This window comes from Micromonospora sp. URMC 103 (genome assembly GCF_051386435.1).
Taxonomy (GTDB): domain Bacteria; phylum Actinomycetota; class Actinomycetes; order Mycobacteriales; family Micromonosporaceae; genus Micromonospora.
In genome coordinates this window covers 1,678,658-1,705,365 of the sequence record NZ_JBPQTR010000005.1, presented here as the reverse complement: position 1 = coordinate 1,705,365, position 26,708 = coordinate 1,678,658, and the positions used below count along the sequence as shown (strand labels likewise).

Genomic DNA, 26,708 nt, shown 5'->3' with positions numbered 1-26,708 from the left:
CCCGGCACGCCTCGCGCTCAGACCACGGTGAGGAGCAACTTGCCCGGGTACGAGGTCGTCAGGCGGCGGTGTGCCTCCGCCGCCCGTCCCAGCGGGAACTTCTCGGCGACGTGCACCTGGAACGGCCCCGCCTCGATGAGCTCGTTGAGGCGCTGCAACCGACCCGGGGCCGGTTCGCCGTCGTACGCCTGGACGCTCACCCCGGGCCGCTCGCCGGGCGCCGGTCGCACACCACGGGGGTACGCGAGCACGGCGCCGTCGCGCAGCACCTCGCCGAGCCGGTCCAGCGTCCTGCCGCCCGCCATCGCCAGCAGCCCGTCGACGCCACCCGGGGCGACCTCCCGGATCCGCGCCAGCACCTCCGCGATGTCGCCGTGGCCGTCGAGGGCCACGTCCGCGCCGAGCCGGGTCACCAACCCCACGCCCTCGGCTCCGGACGCCACGGCGATCACGTTGAGGTCCTTCCGTTTGGCCAGTTGCACGGCCAGGTGTCCCTGGCCGCCGCTCGCGCCGAAGATCAGCAACCACGCTCCGGGCCGCAGGTCCAGCAGCTCCAGCCCCGACAACGCGGTCAGTGCGTCGGTCGGCATGGCCCCCGCGTGCTCCACCGGCACTCCCGCCGGCAGTTTCGCGACGTACTGCGCCTTGGTCGCCGCGTACTCGGCGTAGAAGCCGCCCTTCGGGCGGGTGTACCCGTAGGCGTAGACGAGGTCGCCCACGCTCACGTCGGTCACCTGCCCACCGACCGCGGCGACCGTCCCCGCGGCCTCGTTGCCGGGCACGATCGGGAACGAGGCGCCCTCGGGCACCAACGTGCCCTCCCGTTCGGCGGCGTCCCACACGCCCACGCCGGCGCTGAACACCTTGAGCAGGACCTCGTCGCCGGCGATCTGCGGCACCGGCAGGATGCGCGGCGTGATCACCTCGGGGCCGCCGAACTCGTCGAAGGCCGCGGCCTGCATCCGCTCGGGCACGTCGGCGTCTGCCATCTGGAATTCCTTCCCGGGCACCGGCCCGCGCGGTAGCCGTCAGGCGTCGGCATCGTCGATGGCAGCATGCCGCACCGCCACCCCGACTGCTTCCCGCCGGACGCCATTCACCCGGTCGGGCTACCGGTGACTCCTCGCTCGGCTGGGAAGCGGTTACGCGCAGATCCGCCGGTCGCCTGCGGCGGGACGGCCATTCGGTCGCGACGTTCACATGAAGTTGCGTGTGTGCAGCGCGGACAGTGCGGCCGCTTCGTCGGCCGGGAAACCGATGTATTCGAGCCGGCGACGACGTCCCTCGTCCATCGACTGTTGCAGGCGGAGCACCTCCTGCCAGCCGTGGCCGATCGCCGCCGGCGTCCAGGACCCGGCGGCGAGGATCACCAGCGCGTCGAAGACCTGCTTGTTCAGACCGGCGGTGTCGAGGAGTGCCGCGTGGCGCCGTTCGACGGCCGCTCGCAGCCGGCGTAGGAAGCCGCGATCCGCCCGGACCACGTGTGTCGTGTGGGCGACCCCGAAGGCGACGTGGCGGGCCTCGTCGCGCGCGGCGAGCTGGGTGACGGTCGCGGTGATCGGATCCGGTGCGTGGCGGTGCAGGAAGTGGAGCAGGTCCAGGAAGCTGCCCTCGCCCAGCACGGAGAGGAGGAACGAGGCGAGCGTGAAGTCGGGCTCCTCCAGCAGCGTCTGCAGCGACGCCCGTCCACCGGCTCCGGAGAGCCCGAGCACGTCACGGTGCAGCAGGGCGCGGCGCGTGAAGATCTCCACGTGCCGGGCCTCGTCCGCGGCCTGCGCCGCGAGCAGCTGCATGACCTCCCGGAAGTGTGGGTGCAGCCGGGACAGCAACCGGGCCGGGATCATCAACGCGGCCTGCTCGTTCTCCACGAGGTAGGTCATCACCTGGACGACGGCGTCCTCGACGTGACTCGGCAGCGACCCGGCCGCGGCCCAGTCCACCGCGGTCGCCGGATCCCACTGGTTGGCCGTCGCCTGGGCGTACAGGCGGGGCGCGAGGTCGGCCCAGACCAGGTCGCGGTCCACCCAGTCGACTGCCAGGGCAGGACCGCCGGGCTCCACCAGCGCGCCCCGGGCCGCCAGCCCCCAGTGGGGGCTCGCATGCGCGACGACGTCGTGGGGCGTCGAGCCGGCCCGTTGCGCGTCCCGCCAGCGATCCAGGTCGGCGCGGCCGCGGACGACGATCGGCCCCTCGGCCGCCGCCTCGAACCGGTGTCCCTCGGCACGGCACCAGGCCGCCAGGTGTACCGCGAGCGCGGGGTGCCGGCCCCGCACGACCAGCCGGTCACCGGGCGCCAACGCCGCCAGCGCCCGGTCGACCAGCAGGTGACCACCGGCGTCCAGACCGAGATCCTCAAGGTCGATAGTCGGCGGCACGGAGCGCTCCCCGTGGATCGTAGAAGTTGGTCTCGGCGATCGCCGCGTCGAGAGCCGCGTAGCGCTCCGTCCGGCCCGGCAGCCACTTCTTGAGCCCTTCGAGGTCCAGCAGCGGCCGGGCCGAGTCGTCCGCGTAGGACATGCTGAGCAACAGCTTGCCGAAGTGGTCGACGAGCGCCGGGTCGGCGGACGGCCCGGCGGTCAGGTTGCAGTGGTCGTACGGCTCGGTCTGGGCGAGGACCCGCACCGACCCCGCCGGCAGGGTGCCCTCCCGCCCGAAGAGCAGCAGGTTCGCGTCGATGAGACAGGCCGCGTCGGCGCGTCCGGCCCTCAGCGCCTGCGCGGCGTCGCGCTCGCCGCCGATGTGGTCGCCGTGCAGACCGACGCCCACGTCGAACCGGAGCAGGTCGATGTCCGAGTCGGTGTCGAGGCCGGCGCCGCGCAGGAGCGCCAGCGGGAGCAGGGTCGCCTGCGGCGAGTCGACGGCACCGGTGGCCACCGTCCGACCCCGCAGATCGTTCAGGCTGCGAAGGCCCGAGTCGGCCCGTACGACGACGACCGACGTGAGGTCGCGATCCGTGTCGCGCATCGCGACCGCGCGTACGGTCGCATCCTGGGCACGAGCGAGCCGCTGCGCGCGCAGCCAGGCGAGCGGGGAGTTCCAGGCCAGGTCGATCCTGCCAGCCAGGAGGTCCTCGACCTGCCGCTCGTACTGCGAATAGAGGACGTAGTCCAGATCGAGGCCGCGCTCGCGGAACCAGGATCGGAAGCCGGTCCAGATGGTCACGACCTTCGGGTCGTAGGCGACGGCGCCGAGCAACAGGGTCTGGTTCATGCCTCGGGCCCGTCCAGCAGCGGCAGGCCACACAGCGCCCGCCCGACGAAGTCCAGCAACGCCGACGTGGTCGGCGCCATCACGCGCGCGGCCCGGGAGTCGCGGAACCGTCGTTCGATGCCCAACTCCTTACGGAACGCGGCGCCGCCGCATGCCGTCATCGCCAGGTCGGCCACCTCGGCCGCGCTTCCGTCCGCCGCCGCCTTGACCTCCAGAACGAGCAGTTGCGCGTCGTCGCGTCCCTGCTCCAGCGCGGCGAGGGTGGCGTCGAGAAGCGCGGCGGTGCGGTCGGTCTCGATCCGCATCCGGCCCAGGACCGCCCGGGATTCGGGCTGCCGGGCGAGCGACCGGTCCAGGTGCTGCAGCCGGGTACGGCTCAGGTGATCTGCCGTCTCCCGGGTCACGGCCTGCATCAGCCCGACGCTCGCCGCGGCGTTGAGTAGGAGGAACCAGGGCAGCACCGCGGTGAGCGCGAGGTCCAGACCCGCGCCGTCGGCACCGAGCCGGGCATCGTCGGGCACCACCAGGCCGTCGGCCGTGACCGGGCGGGAGTCGTTGCCGCGCAGACCGAGGCCGTCGAACTCCGGGCCGACGGACAGCCCCGGTGCGCCGGCCGTGACCAGCCACAGCGACATCGGTCCCGCCGCGGCCAGGGGCCGGCTCGACCAGACGTAGCTGTCCGCCTGGCTGGCGGCGGTGACCCAGCTCTTCCGGGCGTCCAGGCGTACCCGCCCACCCTCGTCGGTGGCCGTGCCCAGCGGCGCCCAGAAGTGGCTGCGTGACCCCGCCTCGGAGAAGGCCAGGGTGCTCAGGTGCCGCCCGGCCGCGACCTCGCGCAGCACGCTTCCGGCTCCCGTGGCGGTCAGTGCGGCCACCGCGCTGTAGTGCATCAGGACGACCATCGCGGTCGACCCGCACGCCGTCGAGAGCTGCCGGACCACGTCGGTGGCGACGCGGAGGCCCTGCCCGCCTCCGCCGTGCTCGGCCGGCACCGTGAGAGCGAGCAGGCCCGCCTCCGCCAACGCGTCGACGGCCTTGCGGGGAAAGGCGGCGGAGCGATCCACATCCCCGGCCTGGGGTACGACGATCTCCTCGACGATCCGACTCAACGACTCCTGATGTCCCATGCTTCTCTCCAGATGCAGGCTGAACCGACCTGTGGGGGTGCCATCGGCGCTGGAATCCGTACGGGATGGGCCAGTGGTCTCCACTGACCAGCGGGGTCTCTGTGTGGAGGTGGCCCCGACAGGGGGAGTGGGTGGCAGGGTGCGCGGCCGGGCGGACGGGGAACTGCCGGCTGCGCAACAGCGTAGTTACCGAACGCGACGACAGGAAGGGTCGATGTGATTCCGTCGGGTCGCGGCGCCCGTCGCGCGAGAGTGTGTCGTCAGCCCTCCGGGCCGACGGCAGTAGGCGCCGCAGACCGCGGAGCAACGCCTACTGCTCGCCATCATGCCTGCGAAAATCGCAGGTGTCGTCGCTCGGCCAGCTCCTCCTGGCTGACCACGGTCAGAACGGGGGTGCCGGGCGGCGCGAACATGGTCACCACCAGTTGCGACTGCGCGTCCGGGAGGTTGTTGGCGCCCTGGTAGTGGATCACGTCCCCTCCGGGCTCGAACAGGGCGTCACCGGCCTTGAGCACGCGGGGCGGCTGCCCCTCCAGCTCGAAGAGGATCTCGCCCTGGGTGACGTAGCCGAAGAGCGGCCCGGGGTGCCGGTGCGGCGGAGCGCCGGGGTCACCGGGCGACAGGGTGACCCGGATGGTCCTGGCCTCGGCGCCCGCCGGGATGCGGGCCGTCGCGTTCGCCAGGGTGCTGATCACCTCGACGCCGGGGGGTAGGTGTGCGTGGTCGGCGCTCATGTGTTCCTCCAAACAGGGATCGTCTGTGGGAACGACAGAACGGCGGCCCCGTCTGTGACAGCCGCCCCGCCGACCCGGGGGCGGCCCTCGGACCGGGGGACCGTGGAGCCGGCCCCCCCGCCGCTGGTCACGACAGCTAGCTCAGCTTCCACTCCGCCCGTTCGCCCTCGGTGCTCTGGCCCTCGTAGACGGCCAGAGCCGGCCTGGTCTGCTGCGGTGCGGTGAAGACCACCCAGCCCTGGACGCACCGGCCGGGGGCGACGGCCTTGAGGTGATAGGGGTACTCGTCGGGGACCACGCCGGACCAGGTCGTCACCGTCGTCGTGCCGTCGGCCCAGCGGAGTGACCAGGGTGCGACGCTGACCTGCTGGGCGGTGGACGCCGCGGGGAGGTTGCAGGTGCGCACCTCCAGGCCGCCGAGGCCCTCGGCGATGGATTCCTTGTACCGCAGGGCGGTGGTCGTCATGCTGCCCTCCTGGAAGGTGTACGCCTTCCCGAGGGGGAGCGGCGCGGCGTCGGGGCGGCCCGGTGACGGCGAACTTGCGGACGACGTGGCGGTGGTCGGTGTCGACGTGGGGCTGGTGGCCGAGGTCGTATCGCTGCCGCATCCGCAAACGGTGGCAATAAGGGCAAAGGCGATGAGGCGGCTGGTGTGGATCACACCGCGCAGGCTAGCCCGATCACGGTGATTGCTCGCAATCCGGCTGAGCTCGCACGGATTTATCTCACATCGGGGAACGGGGTGCGCCACCGGGGCGCGGGGGGCTGCCGCACGGTGGTCAGCGGCCCGGCGGTTCGACAAACAGCGTCGCCCGGAGCCCTGCCGTTACATCGATGGTCGCGCTGCTGCCGGATGGTTCCCCGCGGAGGCGGCCGGCGGATCCGCGGTGCTTGAGACCGGCGGGTCCGGGGTACCGGATCCTTATGCCGAGTGTGGGGCAACTCGTCGGAGACCGTTACCGCCTGGTCGAAATGATCGCCAGCGGCGGTATGGGCGACGTGTGGCGGGCGGTCGACGAGACGCTGGACCGCTGCGTGGCCGTCAAGATGCTGCACCCGCGTCTGGTGGCCGACGCGGGCTTCGGTGAACGCTTCCGCCGGGAGGCGCGTGCCATGGCCGCCCTCCGTCATCCCGGTGTCGCCCAGGTCTACGACTACGGCGAGATGTCCCTGCCCGAGGGCCAGGTGCTCGCCTACATCGTCATGGAGTGCGTGCAGGGACAGTCCCTGTCGGAGCGGATCGCCGAGGTCGGCCGGCTGGACACGGCCGAGGCGATGTCGATCGCGGCGCAGACCGCACGCGCTCTGCAGGCCGCGCACGACGCCGGCGTCGTCCACCGCGACGTCAAGCCCCACAACCTGGTCATCGAACCCGACGGGCACGTCGTACTCGTCGACTTCGGCGTCGCCGTCACGCAGGACGCGGTGGGTCTCACCGCCGCGAACCAGGTCGTCGGCACCGCCCTGTACATGGCGCCCGAGCAGGTGTCCAGGAACGAGACCACGCCGGCGATCGACATCTACGCGCTGGGTGCCGTCGTCTACCACTGCCTCGCCGGTCGACCCCCGTACCAGGGTGACAACGCCGTCGCGGTGGCCCTGCGGCACCTGGAGGAGGAGCCGCCGCCGCTGCCCGAGGACGTCCCGGCGGAGGTCCGGCAGCTGGTGGCGACCGCGATGGCCAAGCAGCCCACCGAGCGCTTCCCGACGGCGGCGGCCATGGCCGCCGCGGCGCAGGCTCTCGCGGCCTCGCCCGACCAGGAGGCGACGGCCGCTGTCGACCTCGGCCCGACCGAGCCGCGGACCGCGCGCCTGGCCGCCCGGCAACCGGCCCTCGCGGGTACGTCGAGCCGCGCCCTCCGCCGTGGCCACACGACGCTCGCGGTGCTTCTCGGATCGCTGGCCGCCGCGGCCGCCGTCCTGGTGCTCGCTGACCCCACCGGGATGATGTCGGGTCCGACCGGGGGACCGTCGGCACCTCCCGTGGTGCCTCCCGCGGCGCCGCCATCGATGCCGACGCCGGAGGACGGCACCGGCCCCGGCCCCGGCCCTGGTGGCGGTGGCGGAGAACCGGACACTCGCGGTTCCGCCGGTATGCCGGTTCGGGCGCCCGGATCCGCCACGCCCACGGCCACCCGTTCCGCGGGTGGGAAGACGCCGGTCGGGGCTACGCCCTCGCAAGGAGGCAGTTCGGGCGCGCCGACCCCCAGGACGTCCGACGGCGTCTCCCAGGGACCGACGGGAACGCCGACGGACGGAACGACGGCCACACCGACGGAGGAGCCGACCGCGGACCCGACCGATGAACCCACGGCGGACCCGACCGAGGAGCCGACGGCGGACCCGACCGAGGAGCCAACGGCGGAGCAACCGACAGCCACCGGGAGCGCAACGTCCTGACGCTCGGCGTACCGGGCTTGACCCTCACGCCGCGTGAGGCGGGAGGGTGGGGTCCATGGGTGACCACTACGATGCTTTCGAGATCAGTCCCGTGCCCGTTCCCGGCCCGGACGCGGTTGCGCCGGAGCCCTTCCGGGGCATCTACGGCATGCCCGCGTTCGTGACGATCCCCACGAGCGATCTGGCGGGGTCGCTGGATTTCTGGATTCGTGGGCTCGGCTTCGTCGACCTGTTCAGCATCCCCGGCAGGCTCGTGCACCTGCGCCGCTGGGCGTTCCAGGACGTGCTCCTCGTCGCGGCGCCGAGCGTTCCGGAGGAGGCGCCCGCGATCAGCATCAGTTTCTCGTGCGTGCTCAACCAGATCGACTCCCTCGTCGAAGCCTGTCGCGCGCTGCGCCCCCACTCGGTCGACGGCCCCCGGGACACGCCCTGGAACACCCGCGACGTGGAGGTCATCACTCCCGAGAACGCACGGATCATCCTCACCGCGGGGAAGCCCTTCGATCCGGCCAGTCCGGAGGCGCGCAACCTTGCCGCCGTCGGGATCACTCCAGCGGGCGCCGGTCGCGACGACAATGAGGGGCATGCCTGATGCCACCGACGTCGACGGCCTGACCGTCGGTCAGGTCTCGACGCGTCTCGGCGTGACGGTCCGCGCGCTGCACCACTGGGATGACATCGGTCTGGCGCGACCGTCGCTGCGTACGACCGCCGGCTACCGGCTCTACACCGCCGGCGATCTGGAGCGCCTGCACCGCATCGTCGTCTACCGGGAGATGGGCCTCGGCCTGGACCGGATCCGGGCCGTCCTGGACGACTCGACCGCGGACGTGCTCGCCGCGTTGCGGGCGCAGCGCACCCAGGTAGCCGAACGGATCGACCGCCTCCAGCAGCTCGGCGTCGGCCTGGACCGGATGATCGCCGCCCACGAGCGCGGCCTGCTGCTGACCGCCGAGCAGCAGGCCGCGATCCTCGGGCCCGAGTGGAACCCGGACTGGCCCGCCCAGGCCCGTGAGCGCTACGGGGACACGACGCAGTGGCGGCAGTACGCCGAACGCGCGGCCTTCCGCGGTCCGGAGGAATGGCAGGCCATCGCCGACGCCGTCGCCGACCTCGACGCTGCCCTCGGGGACGCGGTGGACGCCGGTATCGCGCCTGGCAGCGCGGAGGCGAACCAACTCGTCGAGCGGCACCGCGCGGTGTTCACCGCGTACTTTCCCCTCACCCGGCAGATGCAGGTCTGTCTCGGTCGCATGTACGAGGCCGATCCGGGATTCGCTGCCCACTACGACGGCATCCGCGCCGGCCTCGCCACGTGGTTCCGTCGGAGCATCGACGCCAGCGCACGCGCCCACGGCATCGATCCCGACACCGCCACCTGGCAGTGGGGCGCGGGTTCCGGCGCACCGTTGGCCGCTAGCCCAGGTGTTGGTGGTCAGGACGTTGGTGACGGCGCATAGTGGTGGGCAAGGTTGGTGGCGAGGGCGCGGAGGTGAGCCCGGGCTTCGGTGGGGCCGTGCACAGTAATGGCGTCCCCGAACGGCAGCAATGCTCGCACGTCCTCTAGATGCAGGAAGCGAACTGTTACCTTGTGGCCGGTGGCGGATTCTTCCCGGTCGTCCCGGACGAGTCGTGGGCCGAGAATCCGTTCCGCCCGCTCGAACTGGGACTGGTCGATGGTGGCGCTGACCTCTATCGCGTGGTTGTGTGCCCACTGATCAATGAGCGCGGCAGCGACGGTGGCCAGGGTCTGGTTCTCGCGGATCCGTCGTGGCTGATTGACTTCCTCCCACGTCGTGATCCGTTCGAGTCGGTACATCCGTGGCACCCGGGCACAGTCGGCGATGAGATACCAGACGCCGGCCTTGGCGAACAGCCCGTAGGGATCCACGACCAGGTCGCGTGGACATGACTCGCGTGAGCTGTCGTACTCGATCCGTAGCCGGCGACCTCGCCGCACCGAGCCGATCAGCGAAGCCGGAGTCGTGCCGGACCCTGATGTCTGGAGCCAGGGACGGCTGTCCACGTGCACCACGTCGGTGAGCGGCAGGAGTTCCTGATCTCGACGTGACTGTTTCGCTGCGATCTTGGCGAGCGCGCGCCGGCTTTCGACCGATGCGTCGAGCTCCGCGCGTTGCTTTTCATCCAGCCCGATGAGCGAGAGGTGATCACGCTCGTCAGCCGTGAGCCGCGTGAGGTCGAGCCCGGACCCGGGCAGCATGGTCACGCCGCCGAGGCGGCCCCGGTGTGCGGTCACCGGCAGACCGGCGTCGCGGAGCCAGTTCAGGTCCCGGGTGATGGTTCGCAGGGAAACCCCGAGCGCCGAGGCAAGTTCCTGTGTGGTCGCGCCATCCCTCGATTCCAGTAGCAGCATCAGGGCGAAGAAGCGGTCCGGGGTCACCCAACAAGTTTTTCAGGAATTGCGACACGATGCGGCGCATATTCCGGCCAGGCTGGTGGATGCGTACCCCCGACCTGCGAGAAGGAACAAGCATGACCACATCCGTCGTGTCCATCGTCTATGTGAACGACGCTCCCGCCGCAGCCCGTTTCTACGGCGACCTCCTCGGCATGAGCCCCTCGCTCGAGACTCCGGGATACATCACCTTCGACCTCGGACCAGGCGCTGACCTCGCTCTGTGGTCCGGCCAGTTCGAGGACCTGTCGCCGGATGTCCCGCGTACCAGTGAGGTGTGCCTGGCCATCGGCGGCGGTGGACCCGACGAGATCAACTCAATCTTCAAGCAGTGGCAGTCCAAGGGCGTCACGATCCTGCACCAGCCTCGCGATGCGGGGTTCGGGCTGACCTTCCTCGCAGCCGATCCTGACGGGAACCGTATCCGGGTCGCACCGAAGGACTGACCAGATGCGGACGTCGTGACGGCCGAAAGGTGGTGGCCGGCCGGCTGCGATATCCGGTGGCGGCGCCGCCCGGTGGCCGTGAGGATCACGAGATGTCTGTCTTCCTGGAGACCGAACGGCTCGTGCTGCGTCCGTTCACCGACGACGACGCCGACCGCCTGTTCGCGCTGGACGACGACCCCGAGGTCATGCGCTTCATCAACGGTGGCAAGCCGGCCAGTCGCGAGACGATCAGATCGCGCATCCTGCCGCGGCTCCTGCACGACCACCCGTGCATCGGTACCCGCGGCTACTGGGCGGCCGAGGAGAAGGCGACCGGTGCGTTCCTGGGCTGGTTCGAGTTCCGTCCCCTGGACGAGCACAGCGCCGACGTGGTCGAGCTCGGCTACCGGCTCAACAGGGCCGCCTGGGGCAAGGGGTACGCCACCGAGGGCTCGCGGGCGTTGATCGCCAAGGGGTTCACCGACTTCGGGGTGCAACGGGTCACCGCGAACACCATGGCGGTGAACACGCGATCCCGCCGGGTGATGGAGAAGTCGGGCCTGGTGTTCCTGCGGAACTTCACGGGGGACTGGCCCGAGGCGATACCGGGCTCCGAGCACGGAGAAGTCGAGTACGTCCTCACCCGGGCCGACTGGGAACAGCGCCGGTAGCGGTCGCGGGCTTCGACGCGGGGCGGCCACGCCGGACGGTCGAGGGGCGCCGCGCCCAGAAGAGCGCGTGTCCGCCGGCGCCTTCCGGAATGTGGTCCTCGGCGGTGACGGTCAGGTCCGCCTGTCGCAGCCAGGAGCGGTAGGTGCGGGCGTCGGCGTGGCTCCACCACATTCTGGCGGGGCCACCGAGCCAGTTGTCCTGGGTGCCGGTCCAGGCGCTGTCGCCGACGGTCGTGAGCAGCCAGCCGCCCGGGCGTAGCCAGCTCGCGATGCTCCTGATCAGCCGCGGTTGCTCGGTCAGGGGCATGTGGATGAGGGCGTAGAGGCAGACGACGGCGTCGAACGAGGCCGGTGGCAGGTCGAGTCGGGTGGCGTCGGCGCGGACGAAGGTGCCGCTGGGCACGAGCCGGCGTGCCCGCTCGATCTGCACGTCGCTGATGTCGACGCCGGTGACGTGGTGCCCGGCGTCGGCGAGGAACCGGGCGACCGGCACACCGCAGCCGCACCCGAGATCGAGGACCGCCGCCGGAGTCGGTAGGCGTCGGTGCAGGTCGGCCAGCCAGGGAGCGTACTGGCCGTCGTCGGCGTCGTCCGCCCGGTAGTGGTAGGAGAGCGCGTCGTACCCCCGCCGGACCAGGTCACGCTCGTCGAGGCTGCCCACGCTGGCCAGGCTATGAGTTCCGCCGCCGCCTGGCGAGGTGATTGTTCCGCTCGTTCGCGGTCGCCGACGGCCCGCCCGATGGCAGGGTGGAGTGCCATGGACAGGAAGCATGTCGCCGGCTGGCTCGCCGCCTACGAGCAGGCGTGGCGGACGCCGGGCACGACCGGGCTGGTCACGCTCTTCACCGAGGATGCGAGCTACCAGCAGGGGCCCTACTGGACGCCCGTCGTCGGCCTGCTGGCCATCGCGCGGATGTGGGAACAGCAGCGCAAGGGCCCAGACGAGGTGTTCCAGATGACCAGGGAGATCGTCGCCGTCGAGGGCGACACCGCGGTGGCGCGCCTGGAGGTCCGCTACGGCGACCCGGTCGACCAGGAGTACCGCGACCTGTGGATCATGCGATTCGCCGACGACGGGCGCTGTCGGGTGTTCGAGGAGTGGCCGTTCTGGCCCGGGCAGCAGCCGGCCGATCCGCCGGACTGATCGGGAGCCCGGGGACCGCCACGCACGCATGCGTGCTGAAGAAGGTCGCGGGCCTGATCGAGGAGCATCTGCGGCGCCGGCTCGTCGTCTCCGACACCACGCTGCTGGGTCTGGTCCAGCACCTCGCCTCGTACGCTTCGGTGGGTGCTCGCCCACATGACGGGTGAGACCGTCCGGCACGCCGACATCCTGCGGGAGCTCATCGACGCCACCGGCCGGTGAGAGGTCGGTACGCGGGGTCGCACGTCGCCCGGGGCTGACCAGCCCCCTCGGCCAAGCCCTGGCGAGCGGGACGCTCTGTCGCCGACAGCGAGCACCTGGCCCGCGGGCTTGACCTTGACGCAGCGTCAACCCCGCATGCTGGCCGTCATGAGCAACCCGCGCACGACCGATCAGGTCGACGGGCCCGCGATCCACGTGCGGGGCCTGGAGAAGTCGTACAAGGAGCTGCGCGTGCTGCGCGGCGTGGACCTCGCCGTGGCCCGGGGGAGCATCTTCGCTCTGCTCGGCTCCAACGGGGCCGGCAAGACCACCGTGGTGAAGATCCTGTCCACGCTGCTCAAGGCCGACGCGGGGACCGCGCGGGTCAACGGCTTCGATGTCGCGACGCAGGCCGCCGACGTGCGCGGATCCATCAGCCTCACCGGGCAGTTCGCGGCGGTCGACGAGATCCTCACCGGGCGGGAGAACCTCGTCCTGGTGGCCCGACTGAGGCGCCTCAGGGATCCGGGCAGGATCGCGGACGACCTGCTGAGGCGCTTCTCGCTGACCGAGGCGGGCGCCCGGAGGGTGGCGACGTACTCCGGTGGCATGCGCCGCCGCCTCGACATCGCCATGAGTCTCATCGGAGATCCGCCGGTCATCTTCCTCGACGAGCCGACGACCGGGCTGGACCCGGAGGCGCGCATCGAGGTGTGGCAGGCCGTCAAGGAGCTCGCCGAGGGTGGCACGACAGTGCTGCTCACCACCCAGTACCTCGACGAGGCCGAACAGCTCGCCGACCGGATCGCGATCCTCCACCAGGGTCGGATCATCGTCGACGGCACGCTGGCCGAGCTCCGGCAACTGCTACCCCCTGCCACGGTCGAGTACGTCGAGAAGCAGCCCTCGCTCGAAGACGTCTTCTTCGCGGTCGTCGGCGACTCCGGCGAGGACGACGAAGGCAGCGACACCGGTAGGGACAGCCACGCCCGCAAGACCGCGGCGAACAAGAGATAGGGAACAGCCATGGCCACGCATCTCCTCGCCGACACCGCCGTCCTCACGGGACGGACCATGCGGCATGTCACCCGCAGTCTGGACACCATCATCACGACCGCGGTCACACCGATCGCGATCATGCTGATGTTCGTGTACGTGTTCGGCGGCGCGATCGACACCGGGCCGGTGTCGTACGTGAACTACATGCTTCCCGGCATCCTGCTCATCACCATCGCGTCGGGCATCTCCTACACCGGGTTCCGGCTCTTCGGTGATATGCAGGGCGGGATCTTCGAGCGGTTCCAGTCCATGCCGATCGCCCGGTCGGGAGTGCTGTGGGCGCACGTCCTGACCTCACTGGTCGCCAACGTGATCTCGTTGGTGCTCGTCGTGCTCGTCGCCCTCGTCCTGGGCTTCCGCTCGGGCGCCGGAGTGCTGGGCTGGCTGGCGGTCGCCGGGATCCTCCTCCTGTTCATCCTGGCGTTGACCTGGATCGCCGTGATCCCCGGCCTCAGCGCGAAGTCCGTGGAGGGCGCGAGCGCGTTCTCCTACCCGCTCATCTTCCTGCCGTTCATCAGCTCGGCCTTCGTGCCCACCGACACCATGCCCGGCCCGGTACGCGCCTTCGCCGAAAACCAACCGGTGACGTCCATCGTCAACGCGATCCGCGACCTGCTCACCGAGCGACCGGTCGGCACGGACATCTGGATCGCCCTCGCCTGGTGCGTCGGCATCCTCGTCGTCGCCTACGTGTTCGCCACCATCACCTACCGTCGCAGGATCTCCTGACCCGGCGCCGGGCGGGTCGGGGCAGGATCAGAGCATGCTGACGATCGGTCAACTGGCGGCGTACGCCGGCGTCACGGCGCGGGCGGTGCGGCACTACCACCAGATCGGGCTCCTGCCCGAGCCGGAGCGGGACGCCTCGGGTTACCGACGGTACGGCGCGAAGGCGGTCGTGTCGCTCATCAAGATCCGCACCCTCGCCAACGCCGGCGTGCCGCTGTCCCGGATCGGGCAGATGCTCGAGGCCGACGCGTCGGCCTTCGCCGATGCGGTCGAGGGAATCGACAGCGACCTGCGCGCGGAGATCGAGCGGCTCGAATCCAGCCGTAAGCAGATCGCGCAGCTCGCCGTAGGGGACAGCCTGGCGCTGCCGCCGGAGGTGGTCTGCTATCTCGACCGGCTTCGAAGGCTGGGGGTGTCGGAGCGGTTGGTGGAGGCGGAGCGCGACGGGTGGATCCTCGTGGTGGCCCGCTGGCCCGATCGCACCGGCGAGTTCATGGCCGAGAAGTTCGCGCAGCTCGACGATCCGCGACTCGTGCGGCTCTACCGGCTCGGGTCGGAGATCCTCGAGAGCGACGTGGCCAACGACGACCCGCGTCTGGAGGAAGCCGCCGACATCCTGGCCGGCCTTGCCGAGCAGGCATACATCGCCGACGAGATCGACCCCGACGAGGAGGCGCACGACGAGGTGCCGTTCGGCCTTCTGGACGCACTCGCGGTCGAGTGCGACCCGCGGGCGCAGCGGCTGCTGGACCTGATGCGCGAGCGTGGCTGGGCCAGTTGGACCCGGACCCGGCCGGTGCGGCTGGCCGAGGCCCGGGACCGGACTCGCCCGGCTACACCGAAACCTCGGTGAAGAACTCGCGCAGGGCGTCGGCGAACAGTCGCGGTGCGGTCATGGTGACAAAGTGCGACTGTCCGGGCCACACGATCTGACGCGCCCCGGGGATCGTCTTCGCCAGGGTGTTCATGGTGGTGGGCATCGGCTCCCAGGTGTCGGCCCCCTGCATCAGCAGCGTCGGCGTGGTGATGGCGGACCAGCGGGCGATGTCCGCGCTGTCCCCGGCGAGCGCTTCGAGATCGTGCAGCCAGCCGATCGCCGCGCGCCGCGCCTCGGCCGGGTCGGGCTTCCGGGCGGCCGCCGCATCGGCGGCCGCGGCGACGATCTCCGCGGGGACGCGCGTCACCTGGTTCAGCGTCGCCATCATCGCCGGGGCGTCATCCCGTTCGAACGCGGTCCGGTAGCGATCGAGCAGGGGGGCGGTGTCCGGGCCGCCCGCGAAGAGGGGCGCCTCGAAGATGGCGAGCGAACGGAGGCTGCCCGGGTGCGCCAGGGCGGTGTGCAGCGACAGGGTGGCGCCGTAGGACGCCCCGACGAGGTGGACGGGCCTGCCGGACGACCGGCGGGCGGCCTCGACGACCGCGACAACGTCGGCGACCTCGTCCGTGAACGACTTGGTCCCGGACGGAACGTCGCTGGGCCCGTACCCGCGCCGCGCCGGCATCCACAGCTCGTGGTCGCCGGCGAGATGGTCGGCGACCGTGGCCCAGGAGTGCAGGCCGCCCCCGGAGCCATGGAGGAGGACGACGGGGTCTCCGGCGCCCGTCCGCCGGACCACCAGGCGGGTGCCGTCCGCCGACGTGACGTCCTGGTGGTCGCTTTCGTGGCTGGTCATCGCTGTTCTTCTTTCCGGTTGGGCCAGTTGCTCAGGGTCGTGTGCATCGCGTCGAGGATGTGGTGCCAGGAGACGTCCAGCTCCCGGGGGTGTCCGAACCCGTCGCTCGCCTCGAGGCTCGCGAAACCGTGGAGGGTGCTGCGTACGAAGCGGATCGCGTCGGTCAGCGCCGGTTCGTCGAGCCCGTACCCGCGCAGCATCGCGTAGCTCAGCTCGATCATGCGCAGATGCCCCACCGACGTCGTGCCGACCTCGGCCGGTAGTGGTAGCTGGGTCGCGGTGTACTGCCCCGGGTGCGCCACCGCGAACGCCCGGTAGGCGTCGGCGAAGGCGACGAGGGCCTGCCGGCCCGCGCGACCGGCCACGGCGAGCGCGAGGTCGTCCGCGAATGCCGCGGCCGCCCGGACCGCGACCTGCTGGATCAGCGCATCGCGGCTGCGGACGTGCACGTAGAGGCCGGCGTCGGAGATGCCGAAGTGTCGAGCGACCGCCGCGACGGTCAGCCGGGGCAGGCCCACCTCGTCCGCCAGGTCCGCCGCCGCGGCGAGCACTCGCTCCCGCGTCAATCCCTGCCTCGGCATCGCAGACCTTCGCCCCCCTAGCATTGAACTTAGGGGGCCTAAGGTATCACCAAGGGTCCTACGGGTGCGTTCGGCCCATTGCCGGCCGCGTTCACTCCGCGCCCATCACCAGGCCCTCGATCGTGTGCTTCTGGCGGATCGGCGTCAGCGTCTCCACGACCGGGCACGGCAGGTGCGCGCGCACCGACGCCGGCAGGCTCTCCCAGTACTCCCGGGTGACGGCCATGTCGTGGTGTGCCGCGTTGCCCGCGCCGGGCGCGTCCACGCCGAGCACCAGGACCGGACGGGCGAGCGTCGAGACGTTCGGGGTGCCGCGGTGGATGGTGAGCGCCGAACGGGCGGAGATGTCGCCGCGGCGGGGATACTTCCGTACGGCTCGCGCCTGGTAGCGGGGGTAGCGGTCCTTGGGCGGGAACATCCCGTGGTCGAAGTCGTCGCCCTCGTCCCACTGCGTGCCCGGGGCGATCTCGAACGGTCCCATCTCCTCCACGGTGTCCACCGTGGTGAGGTTGAACGCCAGCGAGGTCAGCCGCCGCTGCCGGCGGGTGTCCGGCGGCATCGGAAAGTCCCGGTGCCACGGCTGCATGGCGGCGCCGGGGAACGGGATGTCGAAACCCAGCTCGACGATCTCGTACTCGGGACCGAGCACCGCCTCGCAGACCGCGACCACCCACGGGTGGGTGACCAGGTCGACGAAGCCGCGCAACTGCTCCGGATGGATCTCGACGTACCACCGCTGCGGGCCGCGCCCGACGGCGCCGTCCGGGCGGGCGCGGGCCTCGCGGAACGCGGCGTCGATGTCCTCGCCCACCCGCTCGACCCAGTCGACGGCGAAGGCGCCCCGGCGCGCCGTGATCCCGTCCCGGTAGAGGTCGCCGAGCGCCTCCACCGGGACTTCTCCTGCCTCGACGGCCTGCGGGTTACGAACGTCGGCGCTCATCGGACCCTCCTGGTGGCGGCGGTCCGACGAGTATTACAACGTTGTAGAAGAGGCGCAAGAGGCGGCGACGGGGAACGGACGAGGTGACGACGGCGGCAGGTCAGGACGCGGGTGGGGCGGGCCGCGGCAGGAACCGTCCGCGCGCCGCCTCCACGACCGACCGTACGGCGATGCCGCCGATGAGGGCCGAGATGGCCGCCAGCACGAGGTACGTGTAGACGCGGTGACCCGAGGGTTCGCCGTCGGTGATCCAGTGCAGGGTGACCGTCGCGACCGCCGACCAGGAGAAGGTGAACGCCCAGAAGCTCGGGCCGAACCTCAGCCGCAGGTACAGCGGGAGAAGGCGGATCTGCGCGAGCACCAGGAGCAGCCCGTACCCGGAGACCAGCATGACCCAGACGTCGATCCGGCCGCCGTTGCGGGCGAAGAGCGCGAGCCCGGCCACGGCGGAGGGGGCCACCTCGATCGCGAGGGTCGGCACGAGGGGCGCCGGCAGCATCGGCCGGACGAAGAGGCGGTTGAGGATCAGCGACCCGAGGACGAGCCAACAGACGAGCCCGAGCCCGAGCATGATGGTCGCGAGGGTGCGCTGCCCGACGGCGGACGCGGCGGCCGAGGCGATCAACCCGCCGGCGACGGTGGGCAGGAAGTAGCCGGGGTTGATCTGGTCGATGTCGAGCCGGCCGTAGATCCACTGCCCGGTTATCCAGCCGCCGTAGACGAGGGTGAGGAGCAGGAACACGTCGACGAGGATCCGCCCGACCCCCATGTGGTGCGGGACGACGCCCTGCGCGGCGAGCAGCATCGGGGTGATGACGGCGAGGGATGCGAACGAACCGGCGATGGGATCCACGAGGTCGCCGACGAGCGTTCGCGGCCTGGGCAGCGCGTGTGCCGCGTACGCCACCACGACGACGAGCCAGGTAAGCGCCGCGAGCGCCAGCAGGGCGCTGCCGATCCAGACCGGCACGGCGCCGGCGCGTCCGGCCACGTTCCAGGTGTTGCCCATGCCGGCGAGGCCGAAGGGGATGCCGAAGAAGCTCGTCGGAATCCGGACGGCGGCCATCTGACACCTCCCCTGGCGGGGCGGTCCCGCGCGGGCGACGCCCGTTCCATCCTGCCCAGACCCCGGTTGCCGCGCGCTCGATTTCGGTCAATCGCCACGGGGCCGAGGTCAGCGGCCGACCTGCCCGGCGGTGCGGCGCAGTCGTGCGGGGGTCGTTCCGGTGGCGGCCCGGAACGCCTTGCCGAAAGCGGAGGTCGAGCGGTAGCCGACGCGCGCCGCGACGTCGTCGAGACCACGACCGGTGGTGGTCAACAGGTCGGCGGCGATCATCATCCGGGTCCGGGTCACGAAGTCGGCGATGCCCATGCCCGTCGCCGCCGAGAAGTGCCGCACCAGCGTGGCCCGGGAGACCCCCGCGACGCGGGCGAGCCCGTCGATCGTCCACGGTTTCTCCGGCTCGCGTACCACGGCGTCGACGACCGCCCGTAGACCGGCGTCCGTCACCGCGGTCCACGGCCTGGCGAGGTTCGTGGTGGCCCGACGCTCACGCCCGTCCCCCCGCAGGACGAGCACGAGGAGCGCCTCGCAGAGCGACGCGAGCAGGGCGCCGGCGCCCGGGCCGTCGAGGGTCGCCTCGTGCCGCACGAGTTCGCCGAGCAGGCGCAGCGGGGATCCGGCGCCGGCGCCGAAGGACGCGTGCAGGATGTCGGGCAGCCCGGCGAAGAGAAGTTCACCGGCGCCCACCCGGTAGGTGTAGTGGCCGCAGAAGAGGTCGATCGACGACGTGCCGGCGCTGCGGAGGGTCTCCACCGAGCCGCTCAGCTGCCGCTCCGGCGGTGCCGGCGGGTCCTCGGCGACGACCCGCACGCGATGCTGTCCGGCGCCCGGCAGCACGAGGACGTCGCCGGCGCGCAGCTCGACCGTACGATCGCCGAATTCGACGACGCAGTGGCCCTCCAAGAGCAGGTGGAAGGGCACCTGTCCCGGTCTGGGCGGATTGTCCAGGACGTGGCGGCCGGCAAGCAGGCAGCGTACGTCGACCGTGGCTTCCAGCCGGGCCATGCGGATGAGGGTGCTGATCGGATCCATGAGCCAATCTCGACGAATATTGAGCCGAAGTGGTCTTGATAGATCACACGTCGCGGTCCAGCCTAGTCCCATGAACGGATTGCACGCGGATCTGCTTGTCGTCGGCTTCGGCAAGGGCGGGAAGACGCTCGCGGCGGCCCTCGGCCGTCGAGGCCGACGCGTGGTGATGGTGGAGCAGTCCGACCAGATGTACGGCGGCACCTGCATCAACATCGGCTGCGTACCCACCAAGGCGCTCATCCACCGGGCCTCCGCACGGCCGCAGGGCGCGGACGCCTCGTCGTGGTACGCCGACTCCGTGGCCTGGACGGCGTCGCTGACCGCCACGCTGCGCCGCAACAACTTCCGCATGCTGGACACGCTCGACTCCGTGACGGTGGTGACCGGCACCGCCGCCTTCCTCGACGAGAAGCGGGTGGAGGTCACGGCCGGCAGCGACCGGATGGAGATCACCGCCGACACCATCGTCATCAACACCGGCGCCCAGACCGTCGTACCGGACATTCCCGGACTCCGGAACAGCAGGCACCTGGTCACCGGCACGGACCTGATCGGCTCGCCCGACCTACCACGCCGCGCGGTCGTCATCGGCGCCGGTTACCAGGGGATCGAATTCGCGGCGATGCTGCGTCGCTACGGCGCCGACGTCACGGTCCTGGAGGGCGCCGAGCGGATCCTCCGCGCGGAGGACGACGACGTCGCCCGGGCCGCCGAGCAGATCCTGCGCGAGGAGGGCGTCACCTTCCGCACCGGCGCCCGCGTCACGGGGGTCACCGACACCGCCGACACCGCGATCGTGTCCTACGAGGTGGACGGCGAGGCCGCCACGATCGAGGCGGACGCGGTGCTGGCCGCCACCGGCCGCGCACCGCGCACCGCCGAGCTGCGGCTCGAGGCGGCCGGAGTACGGACCACCGAGCGCGGCGCCGTCGAGGTGGACGAGCATCTGCGCACGAGCCGCCCGCACATCTTCGCCGTGGGTGACGTCAACGGGGGGCCGCAGTTCACGTACATCTCGCTGGACGACTACCGGATCGTGGCCGACCAGCTGCTGGGTGAGGGAAAGCGCTCGACGGCCGACCGCGTGGCGGTTCCGTACACGCTGTTCATGACACCGCCGCTGGCTCGCGTCGGCATGACGGAGCGGCAGGCCCGCGCCGCCGGCCGCCCGGTGCGCGTGGCGTCCCAGGCGATCGCGGCCATCGCGGCGATGCCCCGGGCCCGAATCCTGGACGACGTCCGCGGCCTGATGAAGTTCGTGATCGACGCCGAGACCGACCAGATCCTCGGTGCCGCGCTGCTCAGCGTCGACGCGCAGGAACTCATCAACACCGTGGCCCTGGCCATGCGCACCGGCGCCACGGCCAGCAGCCTGCGCGACGCGATCTGGACCCACCCGAGCTCCACCGAAGCCTTCAACGAGGTCCTCGCGACCGTGGTCGGCTGACCCCGCAGGCACCCCGCCGGGTCGGCCGACGACCTGCCGAACCCGGTGATCCGGCCAACGCCGCTCCGGCCCGGGCTGGGTGTCGGAGACTTCACGTACAAGCCTGATCGCCGCCTCGCACGGCACGGACCATGGGAACGACATGATCTGGACGGCCGGTTTCCGTACCGCAGTCATCAGCCCCTACGAGCACCTTCAGCTGAGCCGACCCCGTGGCTTCGCCGACCAGACCGTACGTCAGGTGCTGCACATGGCCGGCGGGGGAGAAGCCGTCCGGGTGCGCCTGACGAACCGCTACGGGCGTACCCCGTTGACCGTCGCCGCCGCGACCGTGGCCGTCGGTGACACGCGGGTCGCCCTCACCTTCGACGGCGCCGAACGGTGCGTCGTCGCGGCGGGCGAAGAGGCCGTCTCCGACCCGGTCGACCTCTCCATCGCCGCGGGCGCGGACCTGGTCGTGAGCCTCTACCTTCCCGAGGAGACCGGCCTGGCCACCTACTCCCACATGCCGGCCGAGGTCGCGTGGATCGCCGACGGGAACCACGTCGCGTCGTCCCCGTTCCCGGCGGCAGAGCAGGTGGGAGGCCGCTTCTACATCTCCGGTGTCGACGTGCTCGCCCCGCCGGACACCTCCATCGCCGTGGCCTTCGGCGACTCCTGGTTCGAGGGAGTCGGCACGACGACCAGCGCGAACCGCCGCTCGGTCGACTTCCTCAACCGGCGCCTCACCCGGGGGTGGGTGGTCAACCAGGGCATCGCCGGCAACCGCCTCCTGCGCGACGAGATCGGCGAACACGCGCTGGCGCGATTCGACCGCGACGTCCTGTCGATACCGGCCCTGACCCACGTCCTCGTGCACCTCGGCATCAACGACCTCGGTCTCCCCGTCATGCTGGGCGAACCTCCCGTGACGGCCGACGACCTCGTCGAGGGCTTCACCGCCCTGGCCGACCGTGCCCACCGGGCCGGCCTCAGAATCCTGGTCGCCACCATCGGCCCCTTCGGTGGCGCCGGCCCCGAGATCAGCACGCCCCAGGGGCTCGCCACCCGCCGCGCCGTGAACGACTGGATCCGTACGACCGATGCCTTCGACGCCGTCTTCGACGTGGCCCGCGCTGTCGCGAACCCCGATGCCCCCGACTACATCCACCCCGCGCTGGACAGCGGCGACGGCATGCACCTGAACGACAGGGGCGCCGAGGCCATGGCCGGCGCTGTCGACCTGGACGACCTGGTGCTCGGTCCTTCGGTGCGGTGACCGCCTGAGCGGATCCGGACGGGACGGACCCTGGGGCCCGCGTCGGAGGCGGCCGCGAAATCGGGTACGGCCGGGATCGCCGGCTCGGGCAGGATGGCGAGGTGATCTGGGGGAGACGGGGCCGCGACACCGGGCCGCAGCCCGCCGTGGCGGAGGTGCTCGTAGCGGTGCGCAGCGCTGTCGACGCCAGCGCAGGGGCCAGATGGGAGACGATGAACCGTCTCATCGAGGTGCTGCTCGACGTCGTTGACCGCAGCGACGAGGTGCTGGCGCGCTCCGCGTTGCGGCTGGTGGCCAACGTTCCAGGATTGGTGTCGCGGCTGGACGGGCACGCGCGGCAGGCATCGTGGCATCGCCCGTACCAGGAGCTGCGGCGGGTCGATGCCCGCTTTTCGTCCACCACATTGGGGCCGGTAGCGATCGCGCTGGCCAGCATGCACGCCGACGGACGGATTCGGGAACGAGCGGTCGCGGCGATGCGCGATCGGCCGTACCCGGAGCTGGTGCCGTTCCTCGTGCTCCGTACTGCTGACTGGGTCAAGCCGGTACGGGATCGGGCGCGAGCCGGACTCGCGCTGGTGCTCGCCGACGATCCGACCGGCTACCTGCCGGCGGCGCTGCCGATGGCGCTGCGGGTCGACGCGCGGGCGCGAGGTGGCTTCGCCGTCACCCAGATCCGGGCGGCGCTGCTGTCGGCGCCGGTGGGGGTGTGGCGCGGGCTGCTGGAATCGGATGACCGGCGGCAGCGGAGGTTCGTGTTCGACATCGTCCGGGCTCAGGGCGGCCTGCGGCTGCCCGACCATGTCACCCGCGCCGAGACCGACGCGGATGTGCGGATCCGGAGCGGGGCGGCGGAGGCGGCGTGCCGCGAGGCCGTCTGGACCCGCCAGCACGACGTCCTGCGTCGCCTGTCCCGGTCGACTCGTGCCGAGGTGCGGGTAGTGGCGTTGACCGGGCTCGTCCGCGTCGGTCAGGACGCCGACGTGGCCGCATGCCTGGATGACGACGCGCCGCTGGTCCGGGCGGTGGCCCGAGACGCGGCCCGCCGGATCGGCATCGACCCCCGGGAGCACTACCGGGCCGCGGTCGGCGCCGCCACGCCGGCGCCGGGTGCGATCGCCGGGCTCGCCGAGACCGGCTCGGCGGCGGACGCCCCGCTGCTGCGACCGCTGCTGGCCCACCCACGATCCCGGGTCCGCGCCCAGGCGGTACGAGCGATGCGCCTGCTCGACGCGGTTGTCGCGCAGGAACTGCTTCCACTGCTACGGGACCCGTCGCCGGCCGTGGTCCGGGAGGCGACCGCCGCCCTGAAGCCCCTGCGCCGTGCCCTGCCGCCGGACCTTCCCTGGCAACTGCTCGGCGAAGGCCGGGCGGAGCTGCGCCAGGCCGGCTACCGCCTGCTGCGCGGCCACGGCCTCGACGTCCAGTTGCGCGCCGCCCTGACGCTCACCCTCGACCCGGACTCCCGCCTGGCGGAACGTGGCAAGGCCGATGTGACCCGCCTCGCCCGCGACGGCGCGCGGACCACCTGGCGTCGGACTCCACCACCCGTTCTGGCGGTCACCGTCGCGCAGCACGGCGAGCTCGTCGCATTGGCCGCACGAGCGGCGGCGGCACTCGGCGAGGACACCAGCCGGATGCTCACCACCTGGCTGGCGGATACCGGCGCCGACGGATGAGAGCGCCGCGGCGCCGGCCGGCCAACCTCCCGTACCGGCTCCTCGCCGCCACATCGGCGTCAGACCAGCAACCGCTCCCGGAGTCTCGCGCCCACGTTGATCCCACCGACCACCCGGGCGGCGCGCGGGTCGTGCACGTCGACGGTGTTGTTGCGGCGCATCATCTCGCGGACCGGAGGCGGCAGTCGGGGCGGGTCGTCCATGGCGGCGAGGACCTGACCGAGGCTCGTGATCGTCCGGTCGACGAGGGCCGCCCCGTCGGTGTCCACCCGCACCCGTCCGAACTCCCAGCCGACCGTTGTCAGATCGAGTACCTCGAACATGCGGGCCGCGAGCGGGTTCGGGTCGGTCACCCGGTCCAGCCGGGACGCCTGACCGCCGATCGCCACGACGGCGCCGGCGACCTGCGCGTACGGGTGGAAGCCGGACGGCAACGCGAACAGCGGCCATCGGAGCGCCGGACCGGCCTCCCTCCACAGCGGCCGGTAGTTCCGGCGCTGCACCACGAGCCGCCGGCCCGTCCGAAGCTGTATGTCCTGGGCCTGGGCCTGGAGGTCGGCGTGCGCCTCCTCGGCCACCTGGCTCACGATCCGGGCCGCCACCACCAGGCCGTCGTCCCCGTCCAGCAAACCGGTGACCGCCTCGACCTGCTCCGGAAACCCGACCTGCGCCCCGGCGCCGTACCGCTGCTGCACGTCCCGTAGCAGGGCCTCCTGCCGCCCCGGATCGAGTTGGACCCGCCCGCCGCCCAGCAATCGCCGGAGCCAACGCATGTCGCCTCGTTTCCACAGAGCAGCCCTGGACCGCGGCAATGCTAGTGCGTCGCACCAGCCGCGTCCGGCGACGGGGTAGGCCGCGGAACCTCGCCGCGGCCTTCGTCGTCCGGCCCCTGGGCGTCATCTTCTCCGGGCCGCTGATCGACCGCGTCGGCGAGCGACCACGGCGGACGGCCCGTGGCGGCGCATTCCCGCTGACGCGGCCGCGAAACACGTTCCCGCCCCCGCACCCCGTCATCGGCGACGAGCACGGTGACGGTGTCGGCCTCAGGTGACTGTCACGGTGAAGGCCCCGACCTGGTTGCCGCGCTGCGCGTAGTGCGGCAGGTAGAGCTTCCACGTGACCGTCAGCTCGCGCCCCGCGCGCATCGAGGCCGGCACCTCCGTGACCATCTCGAACACGCCGGTGCCGCCGGCGGAGAGCTGCGGGAGGGGGCGACAGTTCAGCCGGTACAGCGCAGAGGTGTTCACGGGCTCGTTTGCCGTGTCGCCGAGGGAGAAGCGCTCCAGCAGATATCCCGGGCAGGGGTCCAACGCGAGCGGGCCCCCGGTCGGGTTGCCGAGCGTCACGCGGAAGGTGAGCCGCGACCCGGACGCGGCGCTCGGCGGCCCCGCGACGGCGACGGTGAGCTGGTCGAGTGGTGAGGGCGCGGGTGCCGACGCCGTGACCGGCTCGGCGAACCCGCTGGCGAACAGCGTGGCCAGGGTGTAGGGATTGATCACCTCACCTCGTTGGCAGCCGGGCCGGTCCTTGGCGGTGATCGGCGCGCGCAGCGTGCCGCCGCCGTCCGGCAACTCGATCGCGAGCTCCAGCGGTCCGCGCGGCCGCTGGCAGAACGGCCCCGACCAGTCCAGGCGCAGGCGTGCGTGGCCGCCGGCGGGCACGGCGACGACCCGGGCCCGGCCCTCCTCGTTGATGGTGTGCGTGTACCGCATGGGGATCTCGCGACCAGCCGCGAGCATGGTGGTGGGCACCTCACCCCGCAACGTGCACTCCACCTTCGACACGTTCCGGACGTCGACCTCGCCAATCAGGTTGCCGATGGCGGCGTCCATGCCGCGCGGTGTCTCACCGCCGTTGCCGGAGCGTGCCCACCGGGTGAGCAGCCCGGACAACTGCTCCGCCCGGCACGGCCGGCTGCCGGCTGCCGGAGAGCGCGGCCCGGCCGGTCGGCCGTTGAGGTCCTCATCGGTGATCTTCATGTCGACCCACGGGACACTGCCGTCGGCGAGCAGCGCGGCGGGCGCCGGCACCTCGGCCGACCGGTCCGGGTGGCCCCGCCCGGTGTCGGGGGCGGCGCAGGCCACGGCAACGGCGAGCACGGTCAGCAGCACCAGCGACAGTCGACGCATGTCACCATCCTCACCCGGCGGGCCGGCACCGCGCCGCCCTCGCAACGGTACGCGCGTGAGGAGTCGTTACCGCCGAGCGCACGGCCCTCGTCCCGGCGTGGCGGTTAGCGGTGATCGCGGGTAGCGTTCTCGGTGGCACTCGTGTGCCACGTCGAGGTCGGCTTCGCCGCGCATCTGGTTTGTCCTCCCCGGCGCCGGATCGACGGTGGCTCCCTCATCCGGCCCTCCCATCGCCCTTCGCCGGAGCGAGGACCGAGTCCTTCGATGAACACTTTCCCTGATCGTGGCCTGCTGCGATGCGACGTACGCGACGTGAGCCCAGGCCTCCGCCACGTCACGGTGAGCGGCGAGGCCGACCTGGCCACCGCCGACCAACTCGAGCGCGATTTGACGGCGTCGCTGTCGCCCGCCTGGGTCACCCACCTCGCTCTCGATCTGACCAGGCTCAGGTATCTCGACTGCGCCGCGCTGTCTGTACTGATGGCCGTCCGGCAGGCCGCCCTGGCGCGCGATCAGCAGGTGACCATCGCGGCTGCCACCGGGTCGCCGGAGCGCGTCCTGGCACTGACGTCCGCGGGGCAGATCTTCGGCTACCCACCGCTGCCCCACGGAATCCGCTACCAGCGGACACGACGCCCGCTTCGCGGAACAACGGCGAGGGCTGCGTCCTGATCCAGGGACCGGTCACCATGAAGGGCGCATCGCGAAGATCGACGACATGGACTGGGGACGCGACCTCGAGGTGACCGACCCGGACGGCAACCGGCTGCGCGTCGGCACCCCGAAA

The 26,708-nt window shown here is 71.6% G+C and carries 29 protein-coding genes and 1 pseudogene; 15 read left to right on the top strand and 15 right to left on the bottom strand.

Annotation, left to right across the window (positions count from 1 at the left end):
• Nucleotides 1–17 precede the first annotated feature (17 nt).
• The 6 genes from ACSNOA_RS20925 to ACSNOA_RS20900 all read right to left on the bottom strand — a co-directional run bounded on the left by ACSNOA_RS20925 (nucleotide 18) and on the right by ACSNOA_RS20900 (nucleotide 5,537).
• On the bottom strand, nucleotides 18–989 hold the full coding sequence (locus ACSNOA_RS20925; protein ID WP_436660710.1) for an NADP-dependent oxidoreductase: 972 nt from the start codon (nucleotides 987–989) through the stop codon (nucleotides 18–20).
• Between the two features lie 207 nt (nucleotides 990–1,196).
• Entirely contained in the window at nucleotides 1,197–2,375 is a 1,179-nt protein-coding gene (locus tag ACSNOA_RS20920) for a ferritin-like domain-containing protein (RefSeq protein ID WP_436660708.1), read from the bottom strand.
• A complete protein-coding gene (locus tag ACSNOA_RS20915) occupies nucleotides 2,353–3,210 on the bottom strand; it encodes a phosphate/phosphite/phosphonate ABC transporter substrate-binding protein (RefSeq protein ID WP_436660706.1) in 858 nt (285 codons plus the stop codon). Before ACSNOA_RS20915 ends, ACSNOA_RS20920 begins: the two co-directional genes overlap by 23 nt.
• Nucleotides 3,207–4,337, bottom strand: coding sequence for an acyl-CoA dehydrogenase family protein (locus ACSNOA_RS20910; RefSeq protein WP_436660704.1), 1,131 nt, complete (start codon nucleotides 4,335–4,337; stop codon nucleotides 3,207–3,209). Before ACSNOA_RS20910 ends, ACSNOA_RS20915 begins: the two co-directional genes overlap by 4 nt.
• A gap of 323 nt (nucleotides 4,338–4,660) precedes the next feature.
• Entirely contained in the window at nucleotides 4,661–5,071 is a 411-nt protein-coding gene (locus ACSNOA_RS20905; protein WP_436660702.1) for a cupin domain-containing protein, read from the bottom strand.
• Nucleotides 5,072–5,207: 136 nt separating this feature from the next.
• A complete protein-coding gene (locus ACSNOA_RS20900) occupies nucleotides 5,208–5,537 on the bottom strand; it encodes a hypothetical protein (protein WP_436660700.1) in 330 nt (109 codons plus the stop codon).
• On the opposite strand from ACSNOA_RS20900, the gene ACSNOA_RS20895 reads away from it, so the two are divergent.
• From ACSNOA_RS20895 to ACSNOA_RS20880, 4 genes are all read left to right on the top strand, one after another.
• Entirely contained in the window at nucleotides 5,527–5,760 is a 234-nt protein-coding gene (locus tag ACSNOA_RS20895) for a hypothetical protein (protein ID WP_436660698.1), read from the top strand. The genes ACSNOA_RS20900 and ACSNOA_RS20895 overlap by 11 nt on opposite strands.
• 235 nt (nucleotides 5,761–5,995) lie before the next feature.
• Nucleotides 5,996–7,471 (top strand): protein kinase domain-containing protein, encoded by a 1,476-nt coding sequence (locus ACSNOA_RS20890; protein WP_436660696.1) that lies wholly within the window; start codon nucleotides 5,996–5,998, stop codon nucleotides 7,469–7,471.
• Between the two features lie 55 nt (nucleotides 7,472–7,526).
• Nucleotides 7,527–8,063 carry a VOC family protein gene (locus ACSNOA_RS20885; protein WP_436660694.1) on the top strand — a complete coding sequence of 179 codons (537 nt, stop codon included), beginning with the start codon at nucleotides 7,527–7,529 and terminating at the stop codon, nucleotides 8,061–8,063.
• A complete protein-coding gene (locus tag ACSNOA_RS20880; RefSeq protein ID WP_436660692.1) occupies nucleotides 8,056–8,931 on the top strand; it encodes a MerR family transcriptional regulator in 876 nt (291 codons plus the stop codon). The genes ACSNOA_RS20885 and ACSNOA_RS20880 overlap by 8 nt, the downstream gene beginning before the upstream one ends.
• Here ACSNOA_RS20880 and ACSNOA_RS20875 read toward each other — a convergent pair.
• Complete coding sequence (locus ACSNOA_RS20875) at nucleotides 8,907–9,872, bottom strand: helix-turn-helix transcriptional regulator (RefSeq protein WP_436660690.1); 966 nt, start codon at nucleotides 9,870–9,872, stop codon at nucleotides 8,907–8,909. The genes ACSNOA_RS20880 and ACSNOA_RS20875 overlap by 25 nt on opposite strands.
• A gap of 92 nt (nucleotides 9,873–9,964) precedes the next feature.
• Between ACSNOA_RS20875 and ACSNOA_RS20870 the strand changes: the two genes are divergently transcribed.
• Both ACSNOA_RS20870 and ACSNOA_RS20865 read left to right on the top strand, forming a co-directional pair.
• Nucleotides 9,965–10,333, top strand: a complete 369-nt coding sequence (locus ACSNOA_RS20870; RefSeq protein WP_436660688.1) for a VOC family protein — start codon at nucleotides 9,965–9,967, stop codon at nucleotides 10,331–10,333.
• 92 nt (nucleotides 10,334–10,425) lie between these two features.
• Nucleotides 10,426–10,986, top strand: a complete 561-nt coding sequence (locus ACSNOA_RS20865; RefSeq protein ID WP_436660686.1) for a GNAT family N-acetyltransferase — start codon at nucleotides 10,426–10,428, stop codon at nucleotides 10,984–10,986.
• Here the strand turns inward: ACSNOA_RS20865 and ACSNOA_RS20860 are convergent.
• Nucleotides 10,955–11,647 carry a class I SAM-dependent methyltransferase gene (locus ACSNOA_RS20860; protein ID WP_436660684.1) on the bottom strand — a complete coding sequence of 231 codons (693 nt, stop codon included), beginning with the start codon at nucleotides 11,645–11,647 and terminating at the stop codon, nucleotides 10,955–10,957. The two genes, ACSNOA_RS20865 and ACSNOA_RS20860, sit on opposite strands and share 32 nt — an antisense overlap.
• 96 nt (nucleotides 11,648–11,743) lie before the next feature.
• Here ACSNOA_RS20860 and ACSNOA_RS20855 point away from each other — a divergent pair, with 96 nt between their 5' ends.
• From ACSNOA_RS20855 to ACSNOA_RS20835, 5 genes and pseudogenes are all read left to right on the top strand, one after another.
• A complete protein-coding gene (locus ACSNOA_RS20855; RefSeq protein ID WP_436660682.1) occupies nucleotides 11,744–12,130 on the top strand; it encodes a YybH family protein in 387 nt (128 codons plus the stop codon).
• Nucleotides 12,131–12,150: 20 nt separating this feature from the next.
• Nucleotides 12,151–12,352, top strand: a pseudogene (locus tag ACSNOA_RS20850) (hypothetical protein); the annotation flags it as partial.
• A gap of 147 nt (nucleotides 12,353–12,499) precedes the next feature.
• Nucleotides 12,500–13,348, top strand: a complete 849-nt coding sequence (locus ACSNOA_RS20845) for an ABC transporter ATP-binding protein (protein WP_436660679.1) — start codon at nucleotides 12,500–12,502, stop codon at nucleotides 13,346–13,348.
• A 9-nt stretch (nucleotides 13,349–13,357) separates the two neighbouring features.
• The gene (locus tag ACSNOA_RS20840) at nucleotides 13,358–14,119 is read left to right on the top strand and encodes an ABC transporter permease (RefSeq protein ID WP_436660677.1); all 762 of its coding nucleotides are present in this window, start codon (nucleotides 13,358–13,360) and stop codon (nucleotides 14,117–14,119) included.
• A gap of 34 nt (nucleotides 14,120–14,153) precedes the next feature.
• Nucleotides 14,154–14,972: a MerR family transcriptional regulator gene (locus ACSNOA_RS20835; RefSeq protein ID WP_436660675.1), complete on the top strand. Its 819-nt coding sequence runs from the start codon at nucleotides 14,154–14,156 to the stop codon at nucleotides 14,970–14,972.
• Here the strand turns inward: ACSNOA_RS20835 and ACSNOA_RS20830 are convergent.
• The 5 genes from ACSNOA_RS20830 to ACSNOA_RS20810 form a co-directional block, all read right to left on the bottom strand.
• Nucleotides 14,953–15,792: an alpha/beta fold hydrolase gene (locus ACSNOA_RS20830; protein ID WP_436660673.1), complete on the bottom strand. Its 840-nt coding sequence runs from the start codon at nucleotides 15,790–15,792 to the stop codon at nucleotides 14,953–14,955. The genes ACSNOA_RS20835 and ACSNOA_RS20830 overlap by 20 nt on opposite strands.
• Nucleotides 15,789–16,373 (bottom strand): TetR/AcrR family transcriptional regulator, encoded by a 585-nt coding sequence (locus tag ACSNOA_RS20825; protein WP_436660671.1) that lies wholly within the window; start codon nucleotides 16,371–16,373, stop codon nucleotides 15,789–15,791. Before ACSNOA_RS20825 ends, ACSNOA_RS20830 begins: the two co-directional genes overlap by 4 nt.
• A gap of 91 nt (nucleotides 16,374–16,464) precedes the next feature.
• Nucleotides 16,465–17,313 carry a phytanoyl-CoA dioxygenase family protein gene (locus ACSNOA_RS20820; RefSeq protein WP_436660669.1) on the bottom strand — a complete coding sequence of 283 codons (849 nt, stop codon included), beginning with the start codon at nucleotides 17,311–17,313 and terminating at the stop codon, nucleotides 16,465–16,467.
• Between the two features lie 100 nt (nucleotides 17,314–17,413).
• Entirely contained in the window at nucleotides 17,414–18,379 is a 966-nt protein-coding gene (locus tag ACSNOA_RS20815) for a hypothetical protein (protein WP_436660667.1), read from the bottom strand.
• A gap of 108 nt (nucleotides 18,380–18,487) precedes the next feature.
• Nucleotides 18,488–19,408, bottom strand: coding sequence for a cupin domain-containing protein (locus ACSNOA_RS20810; protein ID WP_436660665.1), 921 nt, complete (start codon nucleotides 19,406–19,408; stop codon nucleotides 18,488–18,490).
• A gap of 70 nt (nucleotides 19,409–19,478) precedes the next feature.
• On the opposite strand from ACSNOA_RS20810, the gene ACSNOA_RS20805 reads away from it, so the two are divergent.
• The 3 genes from ACSNOA_RS20805 to ACSNOA_RS20795 all read left to right on the top strand — a co-directional run bounded on the left by ACSNOA_RS20805 (nucleotide 19,479) and on the right by ACSNOA_RS20795 (nucleotide 23,792).
• A complete protein-coding gene (locus tag ACSNOA_RS20805; RefSeq protein WP_436660663.1) occupies nucleotides 19,479–20,855 on the top strand; it encodes an FAD-dependent oxidoreductase in 1,377 nt (458 codons plus the stop codon).
• A 142-nt stretch (nucleotides 20,856–20,997) separates the two neighbouring features.
• Nucleotides 20,998–22,113, top strand: coding sequence for a GDSL-type esterase/lipase family protein (locus tag ACSNOA_RS20800; RefSeq protein ID WP_436660661.1), 1,116 nt, complete (start codon nucleotides 20,998–21,000; stop codon nucleotides 22,111–22,113).
• Between the two features lie 101 nt (nucleotides 22,114–22,214).
• Nucleotides 22,215–23,792 (top strand): hypothetical protein, encoded by a 1,578-nt coding sequence (locus ACSNOA_RS20795; protein ID WP_436660659.1) that lies wholly within the window; start codon nucleotides 22,215–22,217, stop codon nucleotides 23,790–23,792.
• Between the two features lie 59 nt (nucleotides 23,793–23,851).
• Here ACSNOA_RS20795 and ACSNOA_RS20790 read toward each other — a convergent pair whose 3' ends face one another.
• A complete protein-coding gene (locus tag ACSNOA_RS20790; protein ID WP_436660657.1) occupies nucleotides 23,852–24,565 on the bottom strand; it encodes a hypothetical protein in 714 nt (237 codons plus the stop codon).
• 270 nt (nucleotides 24,566–24,835) lie between these two features.
• Nucleotides 24,836–25,921 carry a hypothetical protein gene (locus ACSNOA_RS20785; RefSeq protein WP_436660656.1) on the bottom strand — a complete coding sequence of 362 codons (1,086 nt, stop codon included), beginning with the start codon at nucleotides 25,919–25,921 and terminating at the stop codon, nucleotides 24,836–24,838.
• 264 nt (nucleotides 25,922–26,185) lie between these two features.
• Between ACSNOA_RS20785 and ACSNOA_RS20780 the strand changes: the two genes are divergently transcribed.
• Nucleotides 26,186–26,593, top strand: coding sequence for an STAS domain-containing protein (locus ACSNOA_RS20780; RefSeq protein ID WP_436660654.1), 408 nt, complete (start codon nucleotides 26,186–26,188; stop codon nucleotides 26,591–26,593).
• Nucleotides 26,594–26,708: the final 115 nt, after the last annotated feature.